Below are 26,082 nucleotides of genomic sequence, written 5' to 3' on the forward strand. Positions count from 1 at the left end.
AAGGTCTGCGTGACTGAGCATCTCCACTTCCCCACCCTGCTGCGGATGATCGACGAGCGGTCCGCCGCGTTCCGCGCCGCCGTCGCCGCGGCCCCCAGCCTCGACGCCGACGTCCCGACCTGCCCGGGCTGGACGCTGTACGACCTGGCGAACCACCTCAGCGAGGGGGACCGCTTCTGGGCCCACATCGTGCTGAACACCGTGCCGGGCGACGAGCGTCCGAGCAAGGACGGGCAGGCGGCCCCCAGGGAGCGCGAGGCCCTCATCGCCTGGCTGGCCGACTCGACGGAGCAGCTGCTCGCCGCTCTGCGCGAGGCCGGCCCGGACCGGGGCTGCTGGGCCTGGTGGGAGCCGCTGGCCTCGCCGCACACCGTGGCCGCCGTGGCCCGCCGCCGGGTCCCGGAGTCGATGATCCACACCTACGACGCCCAGCTGGCCGCCGGTGACCCGCAGGAGCTGCCGAGGACCGAGGCGGTCGGCGCCATCGAGGAGTTCCTCGCCACCGTCTGCACCAACACGGCCCTGTGGCCGCACGAGCCCGCCACCATGGACTACCACGCGGCCGGGGCCGGCTCCTGGCGCCAGACGGTGGACGCCGCCGGCTCCCGCTACGCCCGGCTCACCGCGGCGGAGGCCGCCGGGAGCAAGCCCACCGCCGCCGTCCACGGCACCGCGAGCGAGATGGCCCTGCTCATGTACATGCGCATCCCGAACGCCTCGCTGCGGCTGGAGGGCGACGCCGACCTGCTCCAGCAGCTGCAGGACTGGGACTGAACCGACGGCACGTCAGCCGAATCGCCCCTCGACGTAGTCCGCCGTCCGGGGGTCGCGCGGCGCGTCGAACATGGCCCGGGTGGGGCCGTGCTCCACGATCCCACCGGGCACGCCCTGACTGGCCAGGAAGAAGGCGCACTGGTCCGAGACGCGCGCGGCCTGCTGCATGTTGTGGGTGACGATCACGATGGTCACCTCATGGACCAGCTCGCGGATCGTCTCCTCGATCCGGCGGGTGGAGCCCGGGTCCAGGGCCGAGCACGGCTCGTCCATGAGCAGCACCTCGGGCCTGACCGCCAGCGAGCGGGCGATGCACAGACGCTGCTGCTGCCCTCCGGAGAGCGCGCCGCCCGGCTGGCGCAGCCGGTCGCGGACCTCCGCCCACAGTCCGGCCCTGGTCAGGCACTCCTGGACCAGATGGTCCCGCTCGGCACGGCCGGCCCTGATCCCGGTGAGCTTCAGTCCGGCCACGACGTTGTCGTAGACGGACATGGCCGGGAAGGGGTTCGGCTTCTGGAAGACCATCCCGATCCGGCGCCGCGCGTCGGTGAGCCGCAGGTCGGGTCGGTAGATGTCGGCGCCGTCCAGGAGCACCTCCCCGGCCAGGGCGGCGTCGGGGACCAGCTCGTGCATGCGGTTCAGGATGCGCAGGAACGTCGACTTGCCGCAGCCCGAAGGACCGATGAGGGCGGTGACCCGGCCGGCCGGCATGGCCAGTGACACCCGGTCGAGCACCTGGTGCCGGCCGAACCAGGCCGAGACCTCACGGGCCTCCAGGCCTCCGGGGCGCGCCGCCGGGCGTGGCGCGGGCAGGATCAGGGTCTGCTCCGGTTGCGCGGGGGCAGTCATCGAGGGTGCCTTTCTTGTCGTGCGAGCGGGGAGTGCGCGGGGTGGAACGCGCGGGGCTCAGATGAGGTTGGGCAGCAGCCTGACGACCTGGTCGGCGACGATCAGCCCCAGCGCCCCGAGGACCGGTACGCCCGGCGTCCACGCCTGCCAGCGGCCCCAGCGGACCCGGGCCAGGGTCAGCGCGACGGCGGCCAGCAGCAGCGCCTCGCCCCACAGCACGAGCGGCACCCAGGCGGAGACGTCGCCGTGCATCGGCAGTTCGGACTGGTCCAGCTGGGAGGCGACCAGGGGCCTGGCGGGCGCCGGACGGACCGCGCCGACCAGGTCCGCGTCGACCTGGAGCACCCCGTCCGGCGCGAACGCGGGACCGTCGGCGGTGACCAGTACCAGGCGGGCCTTGCCCGCGGCGAGCGGCGACGGCACCGGATCGCCGGCGCGGCGCACGTCCAGCACCCGGAAGACCTGGGTGCCCTGACCGGTGATCAGGGTGAAGGTCTCGTCCGGCCGGAGCTGGTCGAGCGTCCCGAAGGGGCCGCCGAAGCCGGACTCCCGCGCCATCACCACACTCGTCCCTGCCTGTCCCGGCATGGGCGTGTCCCGGCGGTGGCCGGGCCCGTTCTCCAGCACCCCGGAGGTCGTGCCCTCGCGCACGACCTCACGCAGCCCCAGCTCCGGGACGGTGAGCAGGGCGACCGGCACGCCGAGCGGGAGCAGTCTGCCGTCCGGTCCCGTCTGCCCGACCGGCACGGTGCCCTGGGCGAGGGCCGACCGCAGGTCCGCGTAGGCGGTCTCACGGTCCCGGGCGTGGCGCACGTCCCCGACCGGGCCGATGTCGAGCAGCAGGCCGAAGATGAGCGCGGAGATGATCACCAGGACCGCGCCGTACACGCATGCGGCGTCGAGACGCCGCCGCTTCGGCGCCGGGGCGGCCGGCGCGGGCGGGGGCTTCAGCAGCGACGGCCCGGCCGGGGGAACCGAGGGGGCGGGCGGCGGCGGAGGCGGCCAGGGAGGGGTGACCACGGTCATCGCTGCACCGCCTTCGCCGGAACCGCCGTGTCCTTGCGACGGGCCGCGGCGGCCGTCGCCGCCTTGGCCCGCACCACCTGGGCGCGCCGTCGGCGCAGGGCCGCGACACCGAGGCCGGTCAGCAGCGCGGCTCCGGCGGCCATGGCCAGCCAGGACGCGACCGGGGTGCCGCCCGGCCGGGGTCGGGCCGCCGGGAGCGGCGCCTTCGCCGATGCGGCGGTCGTGGGCGGCGGCTCGCTGCTCTGCGGCATGGTGACCGGGACGGTCCGGTCCGCGGTCCAGGCGCCTGGCGTGGCGAAGGTCAGCGTGCCGACGAAGTCGCGCAGGTGCGTGGTCCCGAAGCGGGGCCGGCAGTAGACGTCGACCCGGTAGCGGCCGTGCAGGCTGACCACGCCGTTCTGACGCGCGACGGCGCGCAGGGTCTGCACCAGCGGGACCGTGTAGCCGCCGGTCGAGGCGGCCGGATAGATCGACGCGGCGGAGACGCCCAGGTCGGAGACGCCGCCCGCGGGGAGCCCCGGACCGGAGACGGAGGCCGAGAGCCACTGGCCGGGCTCGGGGCAGCGGCCGGAGGTGGCCACGTTGATCGGGTCGTCGTCGTGCCCGTTCGGGTAGCCGAAGAACAGCACACCGGCGGCCCCGCCCGCGACCGCGGTCGGCGAGGGCGAGGTCCCGTCGGCGAACGCGGCGGCCGGGCCGCCCAGCGCAGCGGTCAGCGCGGTTCCCAGCGCCAGCCCGAGGACGGCGAGTGAGCGCAGAGCCTTGCCGGGCCCGGCGCCGGGGACGGCGGGAACCGGAGCCTGGGGCGCGTTGGGAGCCGGAAGGCCGGTGGGCGCCGTGGGCTCGATCGGCGGGGCGGGTGAGGTGGGCCGGGCCGGCGCGGTGGGCGGCGCAGGGACACCGGGGGTACCGGAACCGCTCGGGCCGCCGCGGCGACGTCGGCGCAGGCGCAGCAGCGCACGGGCGATCAGCGCCAGGACCGGCAGCAGCAGGGCGATCAGCGTCCACGGCACGGTCGCGTAGTCGCGGTTGCTGACGGCGGAGGGCAGCGCAGGATCCGCGTCGCCGGGGACGGCCAGCGGATCGACGGTGATCGAGGCGGTGGACCAGAGTGTCGGAAAGACGCCCGGCACCCGCACCGTGTAGGTCTCCGTGTTGCCCGGCAGCAGTTCGGTCAGTGCCGCGGTGCCGCGCGCCGTGGCGACCAGGCCCAGGGCGTCGCGGACCCGGACGGCCTGCTGTCCGCCCAGGCGGATGTTGCCGGCGTTGCGCACGGTGTAGCTGACGGTCGTGCTGCCGGTGCCGAAGGGGTTGAGCGTGCCGCGGTAGTGCACGCTCACCGACTCGACGACCAACCGCGGGCGCAGCGCCCCGGGAACCCGGAGGTGGATCCTGGTGCCGACGCGCTGGTCGACCGCGACGGCGTTGCCCTTGGCGTCGACGGAGTGGCGCCGCAGCGCGAGCACGATGCCGCCGGAGTGGTCGCCCGGTCCGGCGGTCGCCGGGACGGCGAGGGTGAACGGGACGATCTGACGGGTGCGCGGCGGCAGCACCACGGTGCCGGTGGCGAGGTGGACCCAGGAGCCGATGTCTACCGAGGTCCTTCCTGCGGGCAGCACGTCGTAGCCGCCGGTCGAGGTGTTGAAGGCGTCGGCCGCGTAGAGGGTCAGCGTCAGCGGCTCGTCGCCGTAGTTGAAGACCGCGATGTGGTCCTTGAGCTGCGCGCCGGGGGTCGCCGCGTAGGTGAAGGCGGCCCGCTGGTCGGGCGCGCCGGCGGAGGCCGGCTGGATGCCGAAGGTCTGCTGCTGGGCGGCCGGGGCGGCGGCGGGCGCGGCAGCGGCCGTCGCACCGAGAGCGGTCAGCACGGTGGTGAGCAGGGCCGTCAGCGCGAGCAGCGCTCTCAGCGGCCTCGTCGGGGGGCGTGTCATCGCGGGCGGATCCTTCACACTGGCGGGTGACTGGGCAGGCTGTCCCGCCGCACCCCGGCGGGGCGGTGCGACGGGACGGCCATCAATGGCGGCCTTCAGTGACTTCGCTGAGAGGACGTCACATCACGGTCGGAGGGGAGCGTGGTGCGAGTGGCGGAACGTCACATCACGGTCAGCGTGAGGACCCCGGTGTAGGTGCCCGCCTTGGTGGAGGTCGGCGCGACCAGGGAGAGGTCGGCGCCGAGCTGGGCGGTGCCCAGGCCGGTCGCGGAGGCCAGCGTCCGGGAGGACTTCAGGCCGAGCGCGCCGGTGTCGCCCGCGGCGACGGCGTTGGCCGGGGCCACCGCGCCGCCGAGGGTGACGTTGAGGCCGTCGACCTTGTTCACCAGGTGCGGAGCCCAACCGAGGTTCTCGCCGTTGATCGAGTCGGTGCCGTTGGAGAAGTCCGCCACCTGGCCGCTGAGCGCCCAGCCGGGCGCGCCCGCGCGGGTGTCGGTGACCGTGACGGTCTGGATCGGGCCCGCCGTGGCGAACAGCGTGCTGGCCGAGTTGAGCGCCAGCGGCGGCAGCGCGACGTTGCTGCCCGCCACGCTCAGCACCAGCGCGCCGGGGGCGACGGTGGTGGTGATGTTCTCGGTGCCGGTGCCCGCACCGCCGCCGCCGTTGCCGCCGGGCGCGCTGACGGTGAACGGGACGGCCGCCGAGGTGGAGGCCGCGTAGGCGGTGGCGTCGGTGGGCACGAAGGCGGCCGTGATCGAGTGGTCGCCCTGCGGCAGCGTGCTGGTGGTCAGCGTGGCGGAGCCGCCGTTGAGCGGGGCGCTGCCGATCGCGGTGCCGGTGGTGGTGTCGGTGAAGGTGACGGTGCCGGCGGCGGTGGTCGGGGTGACCGTCGCGTTCAGCGTGACCGGGGAGCCGGCCGGGGCCGAGGAGCCCTGGGTGATGGCCAGCGCGGTCGTGGTGGCCTTCGCGCCGACCGGGCTCACCGTGTAGTCGGTGACGGTGGAGGTGGAGTTGCCGAACGCCGCGTCCGTGGAGGTGAACGCTGCGGTCAGCTGGTGGGCGCCGACGCTGAGCGCCGAGGTGGTGAGCGTCGCGGAGCCGGCGGCGACCGCCACCGGGCTGCCCAGCGCCGTGGTGCCGTCGTAGAACTGGACGTTGCCCGCGGCGGTCGGGGAGACCTGCGCGGTCAGGGTGACCGCCGAGCCCGCGGTGGACGGGCTGGCCGGGGTGACCGAGAGCGTCGTCGTGGTGGCGGCCTGGGTCGGGTTGGTGGAGGTGTACGTGGTGGGGCTGGTGAACCAGATCTTGCCCACGTAGCTGCCGAAGGTCGTGGCGCCGAAGGCGTTGCGGCAGCTGAGGGTGAAGTCGTACTCGCCGGACAGGGCGGTGATGCCGGCCTGCTTGGCGAAGAAGTTCATGGTGTTGTTCAGCGGCACCACGTAGCCGCCGGAGGCGGTCTGCTGGTAGATCGACAGCGGGGAGTTGCCGACGACGTTGGTGCCGGTGGCGGGGAAGCCCTGGCCGGTGACGGACATCAGCAGGTTGGTGCCGCCGGGGCAGGCGCCGTCGGTGGTGAAGCTCATGCCGTCGGTGTCGGCGCCGGAGGCCGGGGTGGCCGTCATGCCGCCGAGGACGGTGTCGGCGTGCGCGGCGCCGGCGGCGAACAGCATGCCGGTGCCGGAGGCCAGCACGGTAGCCGTGACCAGCGCGATGCGCCGGGAGATCGGAGAGGTCGACACAGGAGTACTCGCCTTCGTAGGACGTCGTTCGTCTGCGGTCGTCTGGGGAAGCGGGCGTGCGGAGACGGGGAAGCGGCGGTGCGGCGGCGTCAGTCGGATCAGCTGGTCTTCGAGGTGTCGCCGCAGCTCGGGTCGATGCCGAAGCCGTAGCTGCGGATGATCGACTGCTGCTGGCAGATCAGCGCGCTCGGACCGGCGAAGACGGTGCTCCACGGCGCGGTGCCGACGCTCTGGGTCGGGATCACGTTGTAGACCTCGCGGGTGGCCGCGGAGCCGGTGTTGAGCAGCAGCGACGGGGTGCCGTTGATGCTGCCCAGCACGGCGGAGCCGCGCAGGTCGGCGATGGTGCCCGCGCCCTGGGCGATGAACTGGGCGATGGAGAAGGGCGCGATGGAGCTGTCGTCGAGGACGCGGCCGTCGTGCTCCTCGATCGGCTTGCCGTTCTTGGTGTCGCTGACGCACGGGTACTTGCCGGCCACCACGTCCGCGTCGGCGATGCCGACCGTGGTCTCCCAGAAGGAGCGGGTGCCGGAGCCGGCCTGCGGCAGCAGCGGGTGGACGCTGTAGTTCGGCGCGGTGCCGACGTAGTTGGGGTCGCAGGTGTAGATGCCGTGCAGGTCGGTCAGGGTGAGCGTGCGCGGCAGGACGCTGCCCGGCGTGATCGCGTAGGTGACCGCGTCGACGGCGAAGGGCACGTAGGTGAGGCCGGGGCTGGACGCGGCCAGGTTCAGGCTGGAGGAACGGGAGAACTGCAGGCAGCCGTTGGCCGCGCCGAGCGAGTTGAGCAGCGCGGTGCGACCGGCGCCGGAACCGTTCGGGCGCGCCACGTTCTGGCACGCGGCGGCGGCCTGGGTGGAGATGGTGGTCGACCCGACGGCGTCGTAGGAGCCGATGACCTTGGTGCCGTTGATCGTGATCGCGTTGCCCATGGCGTCCATGACGCCCTGGGTGGTGTCGGAGCCCACGCCCGCGAGCTGACGGTAGGTGGGCGCGCCGACCGGGTCCGCGTGCGCGGTGCCCGCGCCGACGGCGAGGAGCGCGGCGCCGGTGGCGGCGGCGAGGAGCCTGAGCTTGGCACTCATGAGGAGGTTCCCTTTCGACGGTGGTGCGGAGAGGGACGGCCGGGGACTCCGGCCGTCGGCGGTGCAGGTGCGGGGTCCGGCGGTGGTGCGGGTCCGGCGGTGGTGCGGTCGGAACGTGGTCAGCGACGGCGCTCGGGCAGGTAGCGCGACAGGGCCGGTCCGGTGGCGGCGGCGAGGAGTCCCACCAGCAGCAGGACCAGGAGGAGGTACTGGAAGGCGCCGACGGAGGTGCGCGCGGTGCGTGCCGCGTTCTGGACGGCGGGCGAGCTCGGCGCGAGGGTCACCACCTTCGTGCCGGGCGACGCCCCGGAGCCGCCCGCGGAGCCGCCGGACGTCCCTCCGGAGGTGTCGCCGGACGAGCCGCCGATCCCGCCGCCCGCAGCGCCTCCGGAGATGCCGGAGCCGGCCGAGCCCGTGGCGCCCCCCGTACCGTGGGAGCCTCCGGCGCCGGCCGTGGCGCCGGTGCCGCCCGCCGCTCCCCGCCCGCCCGCGCCGGTGGCGATCGCCTGCGCCGCCGTCAGGGCCTGGGCGCGCAGGGTCTGCGGCAAGGGGACGTATCCGTCCCCGAGTTGGCCCGCCTGCACGCCGGGCGTCTGGCCCTGCCCGGCGGAGTAGCGGAGCAGGCCGGCGAAAGCGCCGCGCTCCGTGGCGCTGAGCAGCGAGGGCACGGTGGCCGCGTAGCTGACCATCGTGAGCGGATAGGCGCCGGCGGTCTTGTCGGCGGGCGGCAGCAGCCGCACCCCCGTGGCGCCGACCGGGGTCATCGCCGACTCGGCGGCCTGCATGGCCGCCGCCGTGGGTGCGACGAACTGGCCTGCCCCGTTGCGCAGATCGGCGGTGTCCAGGCCGTAGCGGGCCGCCGTGGCGGTGTCGGTGACGGAGAGGATGCCGATCTGTCCCTGCGGCTGCGGCGGGGCCTTCTTCAGCTGCGGCGGGGTGGCGGTGGCGTCCCAGATGGAGCGGGACAGGGTGTCGCCGCGCGCCGCCGAGCGGGCCGCGTCGTGCATGTCGTTGGCGTAGGGGTGCGCGTCGAGCGTGCACCACGGCGGGCGGTTGTTCGGGTCGTTGGGGAAGGTCTGGCAGTAGGGGTCGCTCTTGGGGAAGTCGTCGCGCGGCAGGTTGAGGGTGCCCGCGGTGTAGTTGGGGTTGACGGTCATCCCCCACGGGTCCTTGGCGCCGGACAGGAACGCCTTCGCGTCCGGGTCCGCGGCGACCCAGGCCCACAGGTGCCTGGCCGCGTCGGACTGGCCGAGCGGCACCAGCATGTCGGCGATCCTGGAGGTGAAGGCCAGCGGCGTGAAGTCCGGATTGAGCGCGAGGAAGTCCGGATCGGTGGTGAGGTCGAGCGCGTTGTTCTGGACGTCGGCGGCGCCGTAACCGACCGCGTACCGGTAGGACTGGGTGAGCAGCTTGGCCACCAGCCGCGGCGTCAGGTTGATCTTCGGGATGCGCTGGCCCTCGCGTTTGCGCACCTCGGGGGGTGCGCTGGCGTAGGACTGGCTCTGCACGTCGAAGGCGATGGCCACCCCGGACAGGGCGACCGGCGCGTAGACCGGCGTGCGACCGGCCGGCAGCTGGTCGGCGGGGACCGGGTCCGCGACGTAGACCAGGCCGGGGTCGGCGTCGTTGACCAGCTTGCCGCGGGCCAGATCGTCGTCGATCTTGGTGTAGCCGAAGATGGAACCGGTCTTCTGGCAGAGCACCGGCTGCCAGCGGGTGACCGCCTCCTGCACCATCTCGGTGCCGTAGGTCAGCCGCTCGGCGCTGCCGATGGGGCAGTTGAGGCCGAGCGGGGCGAAGTGCAGCGGCACCACCATGCGGTAACGCCAGTTGCTCGTCGACAGCGGGGAGGACTGCAGCTGCCCGGAGTTGGAGGTCGGCGGCTTGTCGTCCACGTCCAGCTCGCCGCGCGGAACCGCCACCAGCCAGCAGCGGCGGCCCTCCTTCGGGGGCACCTTGAGGTTGTCGGGCGTCTGACCGCAGCCGAGGCCGGGGGCCTCCATGCCGGTCTCGGTCTCGAAGTAGACCTGGCCGGTACCGTCGGCGCGCGTGGGCGCGTAGGGCACCTCGTTGGTGGAGCCCAGGTCGAAGAACTGGCTGACCGAGCCGTCCTCGGTCACGCCGTTGACGGCGTGGAAGGGGACGTAGACGTTGACGTTGGGCTTGGTCTGCTTGATCGGCTCGCGCTGGTCCACCAGGTTGGCGCCGTAGTTGAGCTGGCGGGAGGGGACCCACGCGCCGCCCCGGCTGTCGCCGCGGTCGGCGCCGTACTGGCACTGGGTGCGGTCGGGGCCGGTGGCGGCGTCCCCCCAGCACTGCATCAGCTCCAGGTAGTCCTGCGCGAAGCTGGACGGATTGGGCAGGGTCGGCTTGCCGCCGGTCCAGCTGACCTTGACCACCTGGTCGACCAGGTCCGTGGTCTGGGCGACCGTCAGCGACAGTCCGGCGAACGGGCCGGTGCCGTGCACGGTGACCGCCGAGCCGGAGGCGGCCGGGCTGACCAGGGTCGGCTTGCCCGGCAGCCGTGCGTCGCTGCTGCCCACGGTGGTGAGCGGGCCGGCGGCGTCGGCCCCACCGCCCGTTACGCCGCCGGCCGAGCCGGACGCCGCGCCGCCGGGGTCGAGCGGCACCGGCTGCCCGGTGACCGGGTCGACCCGTACCGAGGGGCCGGAAGCCGGCAGGGAGACCGAGGCGCTGCCCGCCCCGCCGGACGGTCCCGAGGTGACCACGCCGGCGGCGACGGCGGCGAGCACGGCGCCGACCAGACCGATCCGCAGCGCCCGCGCCGCGGTCCTGGCCCGCGGCCGCACCTCGGTCGGCACGGCGGTGCGGGCTGTGGTGCGGGCGGCGGTGTCGGCGCCACGTCGGATACGGATCATCGCTGGTCCTCCCTGCGGCGGTAGAGCCCACGCGCGATGAGCGGGGGAAGCACGACCACGCCGGCCAGAAGAGCCGCGGCCAGGGCCATCAGCGTGTCCTGGAAGGCGCTGCCGGAGGCGGCGCTGATGGCGACCGGATCGGCGTTGACCTGCACCCCGCCGCCGGAGCCCGAGCCCCCGCTCGACCCGCCGACGAGACCCGGATCGCCGGAGGCGGCCGCGCCGCCGTTGCCGCCGGTCCCTGCCGTCCCGCCCCCGCCGGTTCCGGCAGTGGCCCCGCTCGTGCCACCGGACCCGCTGCTGCCGCCGGCCCCGCCGGTACCCGAGCCGCCCGCAGCGCCGCCCCCGCCCGAACCCCCGGAACCCGCACCCCCGTTGCCGCCGGCCCCGCCGGTGCCGGTGGTGCACTGGCCGGTGTTCCCCTGCTTGTCGCAGGCGGGCGGATACGGTGCGGTCTTGGCCAGGGTGTTGGTGCCGTTGGAGGAGAAGGTCGGGTTGTTGCAGTCCTTGATGGTGATGTTCTGCGCCTGCACGCCCGGCACCCGGCGGATCTGGGTCAGGCCCGCCTGCACCAGGTTGATCGGCAGCGGCGAGTAGCCCAGCGCGGGCGCCTGCTGCTGCCCCTGGCACAGGAAGTAGTAGGCGAAGGCGCCCAGCGTGCGGCCCTTGTCCTGGTTGAAGCCGTTCTCCAGGGCGGTCGGCAGGATCATGTAGCTGTAGCTGGAGAGCGGGTAGGTGCGCGGGTCGGTGCTGTCGTAGACGCCGGTGAGCTTCTGCGTCAGGTCGCCGTTGATCTGCGCCGAGGTCAGCCCGACCGCGACCGCGGCCGCGGTCGGTTCGACGTAGTAGTGCGCGGCGTTGAGCATCTTGGCCACCGGGAACCCGGTGTTGAGCGCGTAGGAGTACTCGACGTAGGTGATCGAGCCCTCGTTCTGGTCCTGGGCGACGAAGCCGGAGACGCCCTGGGAGCCGCTCAGTGCGATGAAGCCCGAGCCGTTCACGACCGGGAAGAAGGAGGTGATCCCGCACGGCGCGCTGCGGCCCGCCTTGACGCAGTAGGCGTCCCACTTGCTCTGCTCGCGCTGGCTCAGCCAGGTGGAGAGCTGGGCGGTGGTGCCCGAGCCGTCGGAGCGGACCACCGGCACGATCTGACGGGCGGGCAGGTTCAGCCCCGGATTGTCGACGGCGATCGCCGGGTCGTTCCAGTGGGTGATGGTGCCCGTGAAGATCCCGGCGATGGTGTCGCCGGAGAGCCGCAGGTCGTTCACCCGATGCCCGTTGATCTTCAGGTTGTACATGAACGCGGTGCCGCCCGCGACGATGGGCATGTAGGCGAACCTGCGCGACGGCGGGGCCTCGTAGACGCCCTGGTCGGTCACCCCGTACGGGATCTCGGAGACCGCGAAGTCGACGGCTCCGTTCTTGAACTTGGAGCGGCCGTCGGAGGAGCCGGTGGCGTCGAAGTTGATCTGCATGCCGTACTGCTTGACGTTGGTGGCCCAGGCGTCCATGGCATTGCTGCTCCAGGTGGAGCCGGCGCCGGAGATCGGCACGAAGCTGCTGGCCAGGGCCTTCGGCGCGGCGACGACGAGCATCAGCAGCGCGAGCACGGTGAGCGTCGCGGCGGGGGCGGCGCCCTGGCGCAGGCGGGCGAGGAGTCGGCGTCGCACGCCGCGGTCCTTCCTGTCGGGTACGGGTGGGGGGCCCAGCCGGGCGAAGCGGGCGGCCAGGCGGGCGGAGGCGGCGATCCTGCGGCGCTGCTGACCTGCGGTCAGCACGCCGGCCGGTCGGCCGCCGACGATGCGGGCCAGGAGGAAGAGCAGGACCACGACGACCAGCAGCACCGCCGCCGCGCCGAACCCGCGGGTGATCTGCGCCTTGGAGGGAAGCCGCACCAGGGTGAAGACCAGCAGCGGCAGCGACACCTGCGGCCCCTCGAAGGGGTTCGCGTTGAAGGCCTTGTTGTATCCGGCGGTCAGCAGCACCGGCGAGGTCTCGCCGATCCCCCGGGCGGTGCCCAGGATCACCGCGGTCATCAGGCCCGAGCGGGCGGTCGGCAGCACCACCCGCAAGGTGGTGCGGATGCGGCTCGCGCCCAGCGCGTAGGAGGCCTCCTTGAGCGAGGCGGGCACCAGCCGCAGGACCACGTCCGCGGCCCGGATGATGATCGGCAGCATCATCACCGACAGCGCGCAGCCCGCTGCGAAGCCGCTGCGCCCCCAGCCGAGCACCAGCACGAAGACCGCGTAGATGAAGAGTCCGGCCAGCACCGAGGGCAGCGCCGTCATCGCCTCGACCAGGGTGCGCACGAAGCGGGCGAACGCCCCCGGCACCTCCAGCAGGAAGACGGCCGTGGCGATGCCGAGCGGGACCGTGATGACCAGCGCGATGCCGATCTGCTCCAGCGAGCCGACGACGGCGTGCAGCGCGCCTCCCGTGGTCAGCGGGGTGAGCGAGTCGGCCGAGGACATGTCCTGGGTGTAGAAGTTGGCGTGCCTCAGCGCCCCGGCGCTGCGGAAGGCGGTGTAGCCGATGATCAGCGCGAGCGCCACCAGCACCAGTGCGGCCACGCTGTGCACCACGGCGGCCGCGAGCCGGTCGCGGACCGCCAGCCCGTTCTCGTCCTGGGCCACCAGCAGCGCGTACAGGCCCAGGAAGCAGAGCCAGACGGTGACGGCGAAGCCGAGTGCGCCGTTGAACGGCAGCAGGTAGCGGAAGAGCAGCGTGGTCAGCCCGAACGCGCCCGCCAGCGCTCCGGCCACGGCGTACAGGTCGCGCGGCTTCAGGGCGCCGGGGTTGCGGCGCTGCTGGGCGACGCCGGGCGGAAGCGGGGCCCGGACGACCACGGTGGTGCCGGGTTCGGCGGTCGCCGTCGGCGCGGCGGGCCCGGGTCGGGCGAGGGCGCGCCGGGCAGCGGGGCGGGCGTGGCGGAGGTGGTCACGAGGCGGCTCCGGAGCGACTGCGGGCGACCACGGCGGACGCGGCGAAGTTGACCACCAGGGTCATCAGGAAGAGGGCCAGCCCCGCGGCCATCAGGGCGGAGATGCCGAACGGCGAGGAGTCCCCGTAGTGCAGGGCGATCAGTGCGGAGACGGTGCTCGCGCCGCTCTGCAGCACATGCGGCTGGATGGCGAAGACCATCGAGATGATCATGTAGACGGTGATGGTCTCGCCGAGCGCCCGGCCCAGGCCGAGCATCGTGCCGCCGATGATTCCGCCGCGCCCGTACGGCAGCACGACCGACCTGATCACTCCCCAGCGGGTCGCGCCGAGCGCGTAGGCGCCCTCACGCTCCCCCTGCGGCGCCTGGCCGAAGACCTCGCGCATCACCGAGCACATGATCGGCGTGATCATGAAGCCGACCACGGTGCCCGCGATGAAGGTCGAGGAGGTGTACGCCGCGACCGGGGCGAGCGGGTCGTGCGGGTCGACGCCGTCGACCTTGAAGAGCGGGATCCAGCCCAGGTAGGTGGAGATCCACCGGGCCAGACCGGTCATCCGCTGCTCCAGGAAGAAGAAGCCCCAGAGGCCGTAGACCACGCTGGGCACCGCGGCCATCAGGTCCACGGCGGTGATCAGCCACTGCCGCAGTCCCCTCGGCGCGTACTCGGAGATGTACAGCGCGGCACAGAGGGCCATCGGCAGGGCCAGCGAGACCGCCAGCACGCCGACCAGGATCGTGCCGACCAGCACGGCCGCGATGCCGAAGTGGCCGCGGCCGGCGTCCGGCTCCCAGTTCTGCGTCGTCAGGAAGGCGAAGCCGCCCACCCTGAGCGCGTGCGCGGCCTGGTACGCGAGGAAGGTGCCGATGGCCAGCATCACCGCGAGCACCAGCGCGCCCGAGGTGCGGAGGCCGCCGCGGAAGAGCCGGTCGGACAGGCCCGTCCCGGCCGGGGGTCGCACCGGTCGCTGCGGGTTCCCGGCCGGGCCGGGGCTCGTGGGTCGCATGTCGCCGCTCATCGGTTCACCGCCGGTCGGGCCAGGTCGCCCGGCGGCCGGCCACCGTGGCGCACGGACCGCCGCTGTTCCGGCAGTTCGCCGGGGCGCGCGCCGGCGGCCGGCACGCCCGCGAGGAAGTGGGCCAGGTTGTAGCGGCACTCGCGGAGGCGGTGGTACGCCCGGCCGGACCTGGCCGCCTCCGCTCCGTCGAGGTCGAGCCGCCAGCGCCAGAGCGCGTCCTGGCGGACCGCGTAGACCACGGGGACCGCGCGTTCGAGGTTGTCGCCCAGCCGGGCGACGGCCTGCTCGCAGGCCTCCCGGTGCGGGAAGAACCCGGCGCTGCGGCCGAGTTCGCGGTTGTTCGCGCCGACCAGGCGCCAGCCGAACCACGCGGACTCCCCGCCACCGTCCCGGTCCGTCCCGGTGACGATGAGGAATCTGGCTCTGCCCACCGTGCCCCTCCTCCCGCACTGGCCGCGTTCGGCCGAGGGAGACGGTCCGGCTTCCAGGCGGATTCACAGACACGGGCCAGGGAACGCCGGACATGGACACGGTGAACGCAGAGCGTCCGAGGTGTCAGGAAGTTGTGTACACGCGGATGGCATGTCAACTCCGTTGACGATCGATCGGAACCTGCTGTGACCTCAGCCTTCCGCTGTGTCACAGCTCTGCCGCGAATCCTCAAGATCGCCGCAACTATGGTGTGCCTGTCCGGGCGGGCGGCCATACTGCTTGCGACGAAAACTCGAGGGGGAAGGGGGCGCGCGGCGTGGCGACATCGCTACAGGAGCGTCCGAAGGGAGCACGGCCGGCCAGAGAGCGGGCAGTCGCCGCGTTGGCGGGCACTCCACCGCGCAGACTGCGGACCGGGGCGACGCTGCTGGCGCTGCTGGCCCTGCTGTTCGGGGCGTTGACGGCCTGGCAGGTGAGCTCGCGGTCGACGGCGGCCGACAACGTGGTCAACCACAGTCAACCGCTGAGCGACGACGCGGCCCAGATCTTCCGTTCCCTCGCCGACGCGGACACCACCGCCGCCACCGGATTCCTCCAGGCCGGCAACGAGACCGCCGCGGTCCGCGCCCAGTACGCGAACGACATCGCCACCGCCTCCCGGCTGCTGGCCCAGGCCGCCGCGCAGACCGGTCCCGGCGACCCCGGCCAGGCCTCGATCCAGCTGCTCAACAGCCAGCTCCCGGTCTACGCGGGGCTGGTGGAGACCGCCAAGGCCGACGACCGGCAGCGACTGCCGCTCGGCGGCGCCTACCTGCGGTACGCCTCCGGGCAGCTGCAGAACCAGATGCTGACCGAGGCGCAGAGCCTCTACCAGGCGGAGACCAAGCGCCTGCACGACGACTACGCCGCCGCAGGCTCGCTGCCCTGGGCCGCGCTCGGGCTCGGGCTGGTGCTGCTGGCCGCGCTGGTCCGGATGCAGCTGCGGCTGTTCAGGAGGACCAACCGGGTGTTCAACCCGGGCCTGGTCCTCGCCACCGTCTGCGCGACGGTCGCGCTGCTGTGGCTGGCGGTCGGCCAGAGCGTCGCCGCCTCCTACCTGTCGGACAGCGACACGCGCGGGGCCACCCCGCTGCAGGTGCTCAACCAGGCCGGCATCGAGGCGCTGAAGTGCCGCGCCGCGGAGAACCTCAACCTGGTCGCGCGCGGTTCGACCACCACCTACGAACAGAACTGGGACGCCGAGAGCGCGGTGCTGGCCGGCACGTCCGGCTACCTGCCCCAGGCGCAGCACATGACCTCGGACGACGCCACCGCGCAGCGCGCGATCGGCGCGGCGCTCACCTCCTGGCACGACTGGCAGTCCAGGCACGACACCGCCCGTGGCGCCAACCAGGGCGGCGACTACCAGACCGCCCTGAACGACACCATCGGCAGCGGCGGGAGCACCATCAACGCCGCCTTCACCACGCTCGAGACCAGCCTCAACGCCGCGGCCGTCCACGAGCAGGCGCAGTTCCGCAGCCTCGCCGACAGCGGTCGCGGCGCGACCTCGCTGCTGGCGCCGGGCGCGGGCCTGCTGGCCGTGCTCGCCGCGGCGGGCGCCGTGGTCGGCATCAACCGACGCGTGGCCGAGTACCGGTAAGGGGGAGAGCAGAGATGACGACAGGCAACTGGCTGCGCCGCCCGGGCGTCTGGGCCGTGACGGCCGCGCTGCTGCTGGGCGGGTTCGCGTTCGCCGGCAGTTCGGCGGCCGAGACCGGGACCGGGCGGGTGACCGCGGACGCGCCGCTGCAGATCAAGCTCGCCCCCGGCGACTCGAACTGCGACAAGCAGGCGACCGTGCCGCCCAGCACCGACGACAGCGGGGTGGACGTCCAGCGGATCAGGAGCCGCGGCAAGCTGATCGCGGGCATCGACACCAACAGCTACCAGTGGGGCTTCCGTGACCCCAACACCGGCGAGCTGCAGGGCTTCGACATCGATCTGGTGCGCGCGCTCGCACAGTCCATCCTGGGCAGCCGCGACGACGTCGAGTTCCTCGCGGTGCCGACCGACCAGCGGATCCCCGCCCTGCAGAGCGGCCTGGTCGACGTGGTGGTGCGCACCTTCACCATCACCTGCGACCGGGAGAAGTCCGTCTCGTTCTCGGCCCCGTACTACACGACGGGCCAGCAGGTGCTGGTCCCCGGCAACTCCGAGGTCACCGGCCTGAACGACACGATCAAGGGCAGGCGGATCTGCACCGCCAAGGGGTCGACCGCCGAGGAGCAGTTGCAGGGCAGCCCCTACAAGTCCCAGGAGGTCGCGGTCGCCAACCAGCTGGACTGCCTGGTGCTGATGCAGCTGGGACAGGTCGACGCCACCATCACCGACGGCGCGCTGGCCGCGGGCCAGAAGGCACAGGACGAGTCCGTCAAGCTGGTCGGTCCCGAGCTGGACAGCGAGTACTACGGCATCGCGGTCAAGCTCGGCTCGCGCGACCTGGTCGCGCGGATCAACGCCGTGCTGCAGCGCTACGAGAGCGACGGCGGCTGGCAGTCCAGCTACCAGACCTGGATCTACGGCGTCACCAAGCGGGCCGGCAGCCCGCCGTCGGCGCACTACACGGCCTGACACCGAGCACGCCGGTCGGACCCCGTCAGGGAACCGACAAGGTGTGGCCCCGCATCCCCCCGGAGCGATCGGGATCTGACAATCTGACCACGGCACGACCTTCAGGGAGACAAGCAAGCATGGCGTTGACCGGACCCGGCGGTCCCGTGATGACCCGCGAGGAGGTGGACCGCGCACTCGCCCGCCTCGGCACCGAGCGCGAGGCCGTCGAAGCCTCCCTGCTGGCGTTGCAGGACCACCCCGGCCGACGCCTGCTGGAGGGCGCGGAGCTGACCGGCCGCACCCGCGAGCGCTGGTCCGCGGCCGAGCCCGGCCTCCAGCTGCTCTGGACGCTGTTCGACACCTACGCGGAGGCGCTGGCCGCCGCCCGCGCGGTGCGTTCCCGGCGCAGCCGGCCCAGCCAGTCCGAGCTGATCGAGCTGACCGAGCTGCTGCGGGGCAGCGGGGTCACCATCTCCGGCAGCCAACTCCCCGAGGCCTCCCACTCGCTGACCGGCGGCGCCCGGCTCAGCCAGCAGTTCAGCCTGACCGAGCTGGTCGAGCGGATGAACGACTGGTACAGCCGGATCATCGAGATCGCCTCGGCCGCCGACGCGGTCTGGTCCGCGCTGCCGGCCAGGATCGACCTGCTGCTGGCCGAGCTCGGCCGGGTCCACGCGCTGGCCCGCTCGGTCGGCGTCCACCCGGGCGAGCATCCGGCGGGCGACGCGCTGCAGGAGATGGGCAAGGAACTCGCCTCGCTGCGCAGCGAGGTCGTCTCCGATCCGCTCGCCTTCTGGACCCCGCGCCCGGCCGGCGCCGCGCCCCACGGCCGCGCCCCGGTCGGCGGCACGGTCGAGACCGGCCGCTACGACCGGGCCGCCAGGACGGTCGACGACATCCGGCTGGAGCTCACCGACCTGCTGCGGCTGCGCGACGACGCCGACGAGCGGCTGGAGCGCGTCGGCGAGACGCTGGCCCGCGCGGACGCCACCCTGGCCGAGGCGCGCCGGGCGCGCGGCGAGGTGCTGGCGAAGATCGCCGCGACCGAGGTGCCGACCGTGCCGGGCCCGGCCAGCGCCATGCGCGAACGGCTGGCCCAGGCGGACCAGTTGCGGGCCCACGGCCAGTGGCACCGGCTGGCTCCGCTGCTGGACACCCTGGAGGCGGCCTCGCTGCGCGAGCTGGAGCGGGCCAGGGAGTCGCTGACCGCGGTCACCGCGCCGCTCGCGGTCCGCGCGGAACTGCGCGGGCGGCTGGACGCGTACAAGGCGATGGCGGCGCGACTCGGCGTCGCCGAGGACCCGGAACTGATCGAACGCTACGACCAGGCCCGGCGGATGCTCTGGAGCGCCCCCTGCGACCTGCGCGCCGCCGACTACGCGGTCCAGCGCTACCAGCAGGGGCTCCGCGCCGTTCAACAGCACGCGGCCCCGCCCGGGCCACGTGACGGACGGCCCTACGGTGCCTGACGGCCAACTGGGGGAAGCATCATGACAGACGGACAGCTCAGGCAGACCGGACAGAGCAGGCGAGCGAAGCAGCTCGGGCAGACGACTTTTGCGGCACCGGCCGCAGGGGGATGGCGGGGATGAACGCGGTACCGTGCACACGGCCGGACTGCACCGGCACGGGAGTGATCGACGAGGACGGCTACTGCACCGAGTGCGGGCTCGCCCCGCTCCCGGTCGCGACCGGGGTCGGCGCGCGCGGCGGGGCATCCGCTCCGGCCGTGGCGACCCCGGCGGCGGTTCCGACGGGGCCGGGCGCGCCCTGCGTCCGCCCCGACTGCACCGGGACGGGCGTCATCGACGCCGACGGCTACTGCACCGAGTGCGGGCTCGCCCCGCTCCCGGCGACCGCGGCCTCCTCCATCCCCGCGCAGTCCTCGGGAGTGACCCGCAGCAGCTCGACCTCCCGCAGCTCGCGCAGTTCCCGTTCGCTGTCCGGCCGTTCGCGGACCGGGCGGACCGGGCGCAGCACCTCCGTCTCGGTGCGCAGCACCCGCACCAGCAGCCAGGGCACCCGCGGCCAGCTCGGCGCCGGACTGGTCACCGTGCCGCCGATCCCGCGGCCCGACCCGCGCGCGGCGGTGCTGGCCAACCCCGAGGTGCCCGAGCGCAAGCGCTTCTGCAGCAAGTGCGAGTCGCCCGTCGGGCGTTCCCGCAACGGTGCGCCCGGGCGCACCGAGGGCTTCTGCAGCAAGTGCGGCACCGAGTACTCCTTCACCCCCAAGCTCTTCCCCGGCGATGTGGTCGGCGGCCAGTACGAGGTGGTCGGCTGCCTCGCCCACGGCGGTCTGGGCTGGATCTACCTGGGCATCGACCGGCGTGTCAACGACAAGTGGGTCGTGCTGAAGGGCCTGCTGGACACCGGTGACGAGGAGGCGCTTGCGGTCGCCATCGCCGAGCGCCGCTACCTGGCCGAGGTCGACCACCCCAACATCGTCCGCATCATCAACTTCGTCGAGCACCCCGACGCGCGCAAGGGCACCCGTGACGGCTACATCGTCATGGACTACGTGGGCGGCAAGTCCCTCAAGGACATCGCCGACGCCCGGCGCACACCCGACGGCCGTCGCGACCCGCTGCCGGTCGAGCAGGCCATCGCCTACGCGCTGGAGGCCCTCCCCGCCCTCGGCTACCTGCACAGCAGAGGCCTGATCTACTGCGACTTCAAGCTGGACAACGTGATCCAGTCCGAGGACCAGCTGAAGATCATCGACATGGGCGCGGTGCGCCGCCAGGACGACGACGGCGCGATCTACGGCACCATCGGCTACCAGGCCCCCGAGATCGCCACCGACGGCGTCTCCCCCGCCTCCGACCTCTACACGGTCGCACGGGCGCTCGCGGTGATGAGCTTCGACTTCCAGGGCTTCTCCACGGTCTACCGGGACACGCTGCCCGGCCCGGAGGAGGTCGAGGTCTTCGACCGCTACGAGTCCTTCTACCGGCTGCTGGTGCGGGCGACGGACGCCGACCCCGGACGCCGCTTCGCCTCCGCGCAGGAGATGGCGGAACAGCTGACCGGCGTGCTGCGGGAGGTGCTGGCCCTTCAGGACCAGCGCCCGCGCCCCGCGCTGTCGACCCTGTTCGGGCCCGAACTGCGGGTCGTGGACACCGATCTGGTCCACGCCGAGCTGGAGGAGCCGCCCGCGTCCGTGCGCGGTCGTAGGGCGCAGCCCGCCGTTCCCGTCGCCGTGCCGGTCGCGGGCCCGCCGCAGACGCTCGCGGCCGGGCTGGTCGCCGCGCCGAGGGTGCTGCCGCTGGACACCAGGGCGGCGGCGCTGGCCCTGCCGGTCCCGCGGATCGACCCGGGCGACCCGAACGCCGGCTTCCTCGCCTCGCTGATGGCGACGGCGCCCGAGGAGGTGCTGACGGCGCTGCAGACCGCGCCGGTCAACTCCGTCGAGCTGCGGCTGCGCGGCCTGCGCGCGGTGATCGAGCAGGGCGGACTGACGGCGGTGCAGGCGGCGCTGAACGAGCTGAGCGCGGACTTCCCCGACGACTGGCGGGTGGTCTGGTACCGCGGCCTGGCGGCGCTGGTCGCCTCGGCGCAGCCAGGCGGCCCCGAGGCGCGGGCGGCGCTGTCCGCCGCGGCCGAGGCCTTCGACGCGGTCTACGACGCGTTCCCCGGCGAGGCGGCCCCGAAGCTGGCCCTCGGGGTCTGCGCGGAGGCGCTGGGCGAGCGGGAGGACGCGGCCGAGTTCTACCGGCTGGTCTGGACGACGGACCGGGCCTACGTGAGCGCGGCGTTCGGGCTGGCCCGGGTGCTGCTCGCCTCAGGCGACCGGCCGGGCGCGGTGGCGGCGCTGGAGTCCGTGCCCGAGGCCTCGACGCACTACGTCGCGGCGCGGGTCGCGGCGGTCCGCGCGCGGCTGCGCGAACGCGCCGCGCAGGAGCCGCTCCGCGCGGACCTCGACGCGTCCTCACGCCAGCTGGACGGCCTCGGCCTGGACGCGCGACGCCGGGAGGAGCTCTCGGTCGAGGTCCTCGGCAAGGCCCTCGGCTGGGTCCTCGCCGGCCGCCCGGACGTCACGGCGCCGGCGGGAGCGCCGCTGACCCTGCTGGGTCACTCGGCGGAGGAGCGCGACCTGCGGTTCGCCCTTGAGGCGTCCTACCGCGTGCTCGCGCGACTGGCGGACAGTACCGAACAGCGAATCGCATGGGTCGAGCGGGCCAACCGCACGCGCCCCAAGACCTGGGTGTGATCGAGAGCATGGACCAACTGACCCTTTCCTGCCCCAACTGCGCCCAGCCGGTCGCAGAGGCGGACCGTTACTGCGAGGAATGCGGCATCGACCTCGCCGCCGCCCGCGCCGCCACCCCCGACCCCCGCGCCGGCCTCCCCCCGATCCCGGCCACCCGCCCGGCCGAACCGGAACCCACGGGCTTCGCCGAGAACGCCGGCGGCACCGGCTGGCCGGCCGCCACCGCCACCCCCGCGGGGGCAGCCCGCACGAGCGCGGCCGAGGGCGGGAGCCCGGCGGCGCCCGCGGGCGGACACCCGCTCGGCGGCGCTGCCGCGGCTGAGTGGCCCGGGGACGCGAGCCGGACCGGCGGGGTGGCCTTCGCCGAAGGCGAGGCCGGAACCGGACGGCCGGTCGTGGCCGAGGCCGGCATCCCGGCTGCGTCCTCAGGCAGGCACCCGCTCGGCGGCGCTGCCGCGGCTGAGTGGCCCGGTGGCGAAGGCGCGCACGGCGGGCAGGCGGGGGACGCGAGCCGGACCGGCGGGGTGGCCTTGGGCGCGGGCGATGCCGGCGGCCAGGCGGCGCCCACCGCCGCGCATCCGCTCGGCGGGGGTGGGTGGCCGAGTGGCGACACGGCGGGGGCTGCGGCGGGGTCCGGGATGACCGGGGACTTCGTGTTGGCGGCGCCGGTGCTCGTCAGTGAGGACGAGGGCGCGGAGGAGGGGCCGCGCTGTGTCGGGTGCGGGGCCCAGCGGATCGACACCGACGGGTACTGCGAGGTCTGCGGCCGAGCACAGCCGCGGCCGAGGGACCATCAGGAGCGGGCGCTCGCGGGCGTCTGCGGGGTGAGCGACCGCGGGCACCGGCACCACAGGAACGAGGACGCCTTCGCCGTCGCCGCGACCTCGCGGCCCGGCGGCGCGCCCGCCGTCGTCGCGGTCGTCTGCGACGGCGTCTCCTCCGCCACCCGCCCCGACGAGGCCTCCCAGGCCGCCGCCGACTCCGCCAGCGAGTCGCTGCTTGAGCAGTTGGAGTCGGGCGAGGCGCTGGAGACGGCCATGGAGAAGGCCATCCTCGCCGCCGCCGCCCGCGTCGACGCGCTCGCGGACGAGTTCGAGCGCGAGCCCAGCCGCAACTCCCCCGCCTGCACCATCGTCAGCGCCGTCGTCGCCGAGGGCCGGGTCACCGTCGGCTGGGTCGGCGACAGCCGGGCCTACTGGATGCCCGACGACCGCAGCGGCGCGACCCGGCTGACCGTCGACGACTCCTGGGCGACCAGGATGGTCGAGGCCGGACTGATGTCGGAGGCCGAGGCCTTCGCCGACCCCCGCGCCCACGCGATCACCGGCTGGCTCGGCGCCGACGCGATCGAGGTCGAGCCGCACACCGTCAGCTTCGTGCCCGAGAGCACCGGCGCCGTCCTGATCTGCACCGACGGTCTGTGGAACTACCTGGAGGCCGCCGCCGACCTCGCCGCCGTCGTGCCGGCCGACGCCCGCACCCGTCCGCTGCAGGCGGCGCAGACGCTGGTGCGCTACGCCTGCGACCGCGGCGGCCACGACAACATCACCGTCGCCCTGCTGCCCATCGACCGCGTCGAAGGCGTCGACGCCTCGGAGCCGGACCACCCGGCGACCCTGGCGGTCGGGACGCTCGATTCACCCACCATTCAGCTACGCGAGGGGGAGAGCTGACACCATGGCCAGGCTCACCAAGTCCAACTTCCCGCAGTTCTCGGTCGACATCTTCCAGAACGCGTACCTCGCCCAGGGGGCGAGCGAGGTCAACGCGATCGTGACGGTCACCTCGACCGGCGGCGGCACCGGCGCCTCGGTCTCGGCCGCCGGCAGCCCCGCCGGCTTCGGCCTCGCCGACGGCCCGGACGCCGCCGTGGTCATCGCGGTCGACTGCTCCGGCTCGATGGACTACCCGCCCACCAAGATCCGCAACGCCCGCGAGGCCACCGCCGTCGCCATCGACTCGGTGCGCGACGGCGTGGCCTTCGCCGTCGTCGCCGGCACGCACGAGGCCAAGGAGGTCTACCCCGGCGGCGGGCAGCTGGCCGTCTCCGGCCCCGGGACCCGCGAGGAGGCCAAGCAGTCGCTGCGTCGGCTCACCCCGGGCGGCGGCACCGCGATCGGCACCTGGCTGACCAAGGCCGACCAGGTCTTCTCGACCCGGCCGGACATCACCATCCGTCACGCGATCCTGCTCACCGACGGCCGCAACGAGCACGAGAAGCCGGAGCAGCTGCAGCGCACCCTCGACCACGTGCAGGGCCGCTTCACCGCGGACTGCCGCGGCGTCGGGACCGACTGGGAGGTCGCCGAGCTGCGCCGGATCTCCTCGGTCCTGCTCGGCACCGTCGACATCGTCGCCGACCCCTCCGGTCTCGCCGACGACTTCCGGGCCATGATGGAGAACGCGATGGGCAAGGAGGTCGCCGACGTCGCCCTGCGGGTCTGGACCCCGGCCAACGCCCGGGTGAAGTTCGTCAAGCAGGTCGCGCCGGCCGTCGAGGACCTCACCGCCCGCCGCAAGGACTCGGGACCGCGGGCCGGCGACTACCCGACCGGCTCCTGGGGCGAGGAGAGCCGGGACTACCACGTCTGCATCGAGGTGCCCCCGGCCGGCGTCGGCGACGAGATGCTGGCCGGCCGGATCAGCCTGGTCGTCCCGCAGCCCGACGGCAGCAGCGAGGTACTCTCGCAAGGCCTGGTCAAGGCGGTCTGGACGGACGACCTGAACGCCTCCACGAAGATCAACCCCCAGGTCGCGCACTACACCGGCCAGGCGGAACTGGCCGGCGCGATCCAGGAGGGGTTGGACGCGCACCGACGCGGGGACCTGGACAATGCCACCGCCAAGCTCGGCAAGGCGGTCCAGCTGGCCGCCGCGTCGGGCAACGAGGACACCTTCAGGCTGCTCTCGAAGGTGGTCGACGTGGTGGACGCGCGGGAAGGTACGGTTCGCTTCCGCAAGAATGTGTCCGAAGAGGACTCGATGACACTCGAGACCCGATCGACCAAGACCGTCAGGGTGAAGAAGTAGCGGCGTCTTCGCCCGACCGCGACCGCCGCCGAGCACCACCAGAGGGGGGCTCCACAATGCCGATCTGCCCGCACGGACACAACTCGCAGACGACCGACTACTGCGACTACTGCGGCACGCCGATCACCGGTCAGCCGGCCATGCCGCCGCAGCCGATGCACGGCGGGCAGCCGGCCCAGTCCATGGCGACGACGGGGCTGCCGGTCTGTCCGATCTGCGCGACGCCGCGCACCGGCCGCTACTGCGAGGAGTGCGGCTACGACTGGGAGCTCGCCCCGCAGCAGCCCCACGCGGCCGCTCCACCGCAGCCGACGCCGCAGCCGCTGTCCCAGCCCATGGCGCCGCCGATGTCGCCGATGTCACCGCCCCCGTCGGCGGGCGGCTACTCGGGCTATGTGACGGGCGACACCAACGGCGGCAACACCGAGTACATGATCGCTCCGCCCAGCCCGCTGCCCGGGTCGAACGTCGGCATGGACCCCGACCCGTTCCAGCAGCAGGGCATGGGCCACCAGGGCATGGGCGGCGGATACGCGCAGCCGGATCCGTACGGGCAGCAGCCCTTCGGCCAGCAGCCGTACGGCCAGCAGCCGCAGCCGCCCGCCCCGGCGTACCGCGGCACCTGGATCGCGGTGGTCAGCGCCGACCGCACGTACTTCCAGGACATGATGACCCGCAGCGGACCGGAGGCCGCGGGCCTCTACTTCCCGCCGTACTCCCCGGAGCGGCGGGTGCCGATGACCGGGCAGGGCCAGCTCAGAATCGGCCGCCGCAGCCACCAGCGCGGCACCGTCCCCGAGATCGACCTGTCCATCGCCCCCGAGGATCCCGGCGCCTCGCACAACCACGCGCTGCTCCAGGAGCAGCCGGACGGCAGCTGGGTGGTCATCGACCAGGACTCCACCAACGGCACGACGCTCAACGGCGCGGAGGACCCGCTGCCGAAGTTCGTCCCGGTGGAGCTGAAGGACGGCGACCGGATCCACGTCGGAGCCTGGACCACGATCACCGTCCACTGCGCCTGACCTCGGGCCGCACCGGCGGGCGTCGGACCACGGGATCTCCCGACGGCCGCGCCCGCCGGTCTGAGAGGATGGTCGCGTGGACCAGATCAGGCGAGGAACCTTGCAGACCGAGACCTTCTACGAGCAGGTCGGCGGCGAGCCGACCTTCCGACGCCTGGTCCACCGCTTCTACGCGGGCGTCGCCGAGGACCCGCTGCTGCGCCCGATGTACCCGGAGCAGGACCTCGGGCCCGCCGAGGAGCGGCTGGTCCTCTTCCTGATGCAGTACTGGGGCGGCCCGCGCACGTACAGTGACGAGCGCGGCCATCCGCGGCTGCGGATGCGGCACGCGCCGTTCGTCGTCGACCGCGCCGCGCACGACGCCTGGCTGCGGCACATGCGGACCGCCGTCACCGAGCTCGAGCTGGGCGAGGAGCACGAGCGGCAGCTCTGGGACTACCTCGTCTACGCCGCCGAGTCGATGATCAATTCGCCCGGATAGGGGCGTAGGACCGCACTTCGGGCAGCCGTCGGTAACAAGCACGGGGCCATTTCCTTCACCCTCTTCCGTCAC

The 26,082-nt window shown here is 73.6% G+C and carries 18 protein-coding genes; 9 read left to right on the plus strand and 9 right to left on the minus strand.

The features are described from left to right. Window positions 1-9 precede the first annotated feature (9 nt). Window positions 10-774, plus strand: coding sequence for a maleylpyruvate isomerase family mycothiol-dependent enzyme (locus BS83_RS21160; RefSeq protein WP_037609554.1), 765 nt, complete (start codon window positions 10-12; stop codon window positions 772-774). Window positions 775-786: 12 nt separating this feature from the next. Here BS83_RS21160 and BS83_RS21165 read toward each other — a convergent pair whose 3' ends face one another. The 9 genes from BS83_RS21165 to BS83_RS41995 form a co-directional block, all read right to left on the minus strand. Next, on the minus strand, window positions 787-1,623 hold the full coding sequence (locus BS83_RS21165) for a phosphate ABC transporter ATP-binding protein (protein WP_037605214.1): 837 nt from the start codon (window positions 1,621-1,623) through the stop codon (window positions 787-789). Between the two features lie 57 nt (window positions 1,624-1,680). Beyond that, on the minus strand, window positions 1,681-2,649 hold the full coding sequence (locus tag BS83_RS21170; protein ID WP_051943501.1) for a sortase: 969 nt from the start codon (window positions 2,647-2,649) through the stop codon (window positions 1,681-1,683). Further along, on the minus strand, window positions 2,646-4,577 hold the full coding sequence (locus tag BS83_RS45595) for a hypothetical protein (protein WP_063774204.1): 1,932 nt from the start codon (window positions 4,575-4,577) through the stop codon (window positions 2,646-2,648). Before BS83_RS45595 ends, BS83_RS21170 begins: the two co-directional genes overlap by 4 nt. Window positions 4,578-4,738: 161 nt before the next feature. Then, window positions 4,739-6,316, minus strand: coding sequence for an Ig-like domain-containing protein (locus tag BS83_RS21180; RefSeq protein ID WP_051943503.1), 1,578 nt, complete (start codon window positions 6,314-6,316; stop codon window positions 4,739-4,741). A gap of 98 nt (window positions 6,317-6,414) precedes the next feature. After that, window positions 6,415-7,398, minus strand: a complete 984-nt coding sequence (locus tag BS83_RS21185) for a type 2 periplasmic-binding domain-containing protein (RefSeq protein ID WP_037605215.1) — start codon at window positions 7,396-7,398, stop codon at window positions 6,415-6,417. A gap of 119 nt (window positions 7,399-7,517) precedes the next feature. Then, the gene (locus BS83_RS21190; RefSeq protein WP_051943505.1) at window positions 7,518-10,277 is read right to left on the minus strand and encodes a hypothetical protein; all 2,760 of its coding nucleotides are present in this window, start codon (window positions 10,275-10,277) and stop codon (window positions 7,518-7,520) included. Then, the gene (pstA, locus tag BS83_RS46565) at window positions 10,274-13,123 is read right to left on the minus strand and encodes a phosphate ABC transporter permease PstA (protein WP_198035272.1); all 2,850 of its coding nucleotides are present in this window, start codon (window positions 13,121-13,123) and stop codon (window positions 10,274-10,276) included. The genes BS83_RS21190 and pstA overlap by 4 nt, the downstream gene beginning before the upstream one ends. A 91-nt stretch (window positions 13,124-13,214) precedes the next feature. Further along, window positions 13,215-14,225: a phosphate ABC transporter permease subunit PstC gene (pstC, locus tag BS83_RS21205; RefSeq protein ID WP_037605216.1), complete on the minus strand. Its 1,011-nt coding sequence runs from the start codon at window positions 14,223-14,225 to the stop codon at window positions 13,215-13,217. 8 nt (window positions 14,226-14,233) lie between these two features. Continuing rightward, complete coding sequence (locus BS83_RS41995; RefSeq protein WP_051943507.1) at window positions 14,234-14,668, minus strand: hypothetical protein; 435 nt, start codon at window positions 14,666-14,668, stop codon at window positions 14,234-14,236. A 383-nt stretch (window positions 14,669-15,051) separates the two neighbouring features. Here BS83_RS41995 and BS83_RS21215 point away from each other — a divergent pair, with 383 nt between their 5' ends. From BS83_RS21215 to BS83_RS21250, 8 genes are all read left to right on the plus strand, one after another. Then, a complete protein-coding gene (locus BS83_RS21215; RefSeq protein WP_037605217.1) occupies window positions 15,052-16,311 on the plus strand; it encodes a hypothetical protein in 1,260 nt (419 codons plus the stop codon). Between the two features lie 14 nt (window positions 16,312-16,325). Next, window positions 16,326-17,282, plus strand: coding sequence for a glutamate ABC transporter substrate-binding protein (locus tag BS83_RS21220; RefSeq protein WP_051943511.1), 957 nt, complete (start codon window positions 16,326-16,328; stop codon window positions 17,280-17,282). A 119-nt stretch (window positions 17,283-17,401) separates the two neighbouring features. Continuing rightward, entirely contained in the window at window positions 17,402-18,733 is a 1,332-nt protein-coding gene (locus tag BS83_RS21225) for a hypothetical protein (RefSeq protein WP_037605218.1), read from the plus strand. A 110-nt stretch (window positions 18,734-18,843) separates the two neighbouring features. After that, window positions 18,844-21,474, plus strand: a complete 2,631-nt coding sequence (locus BS83_RS21230) for a serine/threonine-protein kinase (RefSeq protein ID WP_408641022.1) — start codon at window positions 18,844-18,846, stop codon at window positions 21,472-21,474. A gap of 8 nt (window positions 21,475-21,482) precedes the next feature. Beyond that, window positions 21,483-23,147 carry a PP2C family serine/threonine-protein phosphatase gene (locus BS83_RS21235; protein ID WP_084715025.1) on the plus strand — a complete coding sequence of 555 codons (1,665 nt, stop codon included), beginning with the start codon at window positions 21,483-21,485 and terminating at the stop codon, window positions 23,145-23,147. Window positions 23,148-23,151: 4 nt separating this feature from the next. Next, entirely contained in the window at window positions 23,152-24,504 is a 1,353-nt protein-coding gene (locus BS83_RS21240) for a vWA domain-containing protein (RefSeq protein WP_037605219.1), read from the plus strand. Window positions 24,505-24,560: 56 nt separating this feature from the next. Beyond that, window positions 24,561-25,529: an FHA domain-containing protein gene (locus BS83_RS21245; RefSeq protein WP_037605220.1), complete on the plus strand. Its 969-nt coding sequence runs from the start codon at window positions 24,561-24,563 to the stop codon at window positions 25,527-25,529. A gap of 76 nt (window positions 25,530-25,605) precedes the next feature. Beyond that, the gene (locus tag BS83_RS21250) at window positions 25,606-26,010 is read left to right on the plus strand and encodes a globin (protein WP_037605221.1); all 405 of its coding nucleotides are present in this window, start codon (window positions 25,606-25,608) and stop codon (window positions 26,008-26,010) included. Window positions 26,011-26,082 lie beyond the last annotated feature (72 nt).

This window comes from Streptacidiphilus rugosus AM-16 (assembly GCF_000744655.1).
Lineage (GTDB): Bacteria > Actinomycetota > Actinomycetes > Streptomycetales > Streptomycetaceae > Streptacidiphilus > Streptacidiphilus rugosus.

Coding starts and splice junctions, on each gene's coding strand:
- BS83_RS21235 (WP_084715025.1), top strand. CDS start 21,483: ATGGACCAACTGACCCTTTCCTGCCCCAACTGCGCCCAGCCGGTCGCA.
- BS83_RS45595 (WP_063774204.1), bottom strand. CDS start 4,577: ATGACACGCCCCCCGACGAGGCCGCTGAGAGCGCTGCTCGCGCTGACG.
- BS83_RS21240 (WP_037605219.1), top strand. CDS start 23,152: ATGGCCAGGCTCACCAAGTCCAACTTCCCGCAGTTCTCGGTCGACATC.
- BS83_RS21220 (WP_051943511.1), top strand. CDS start 16,326: ATGACGACAGGCAACTGGCTGCGCCGCCCGGGCGTCTGGGCCGTGACG.
- pstC (WP_037605216.1), bottom strand. CDS start 14,225: ATGCGACCCACGAGCCCCGGCCCGGCCGGGAACCCGCAGCGACCGGTG.
- BS83_RS21170 (WP_051943501.1), bottom strand. CDS start 2,649: ATGACCGTGGTCACCCCTCCCTGGCCGCCTCCGCCGCCGCCCGCCCCC.
- BS83_RS21165 (WP_037605214.1), bottom strand. CDS start 1,623: ATGACTGCCCCCGCGCAACCGGAGCAGACCCTGATCCTGCCCGCGCCA.
- BS83_RS21225 (WP_037605218.1), top strand. CDS start 17,402: ATGGCGTTGACCGGACCCGGCGGTCCCGTGATGACCCGCGAGGAGGTG.
- BS83_RS21185 (WP_037605215.1), bottom strand. CDS start 7,398: ATGAGTGCCAAGCTCAGGCTCCTCGCCGCCGCCACCGGCGCCGCGCTC.
- BS83_RS21190 (WP_051943505.1), bottom strand. CDS start 10,277: ATGATCCGTATCCGACGTGGCGCCGACACCGCCGCCCGCACCACAGCC.
- BS83_RS21230 (WP_408641022.1), top strand. CDS start 18,844: ATGGCGGGGATGAACGCGGTACCGTGCACACGGCCGGACTGCACCGGC.
- BS83_RS21245 (WP_037605220.1), top strand. CDS start 24,561: ATGCCGATCTGCCCGCACGGACACAACTCGCAGACGACCGACTACTGC.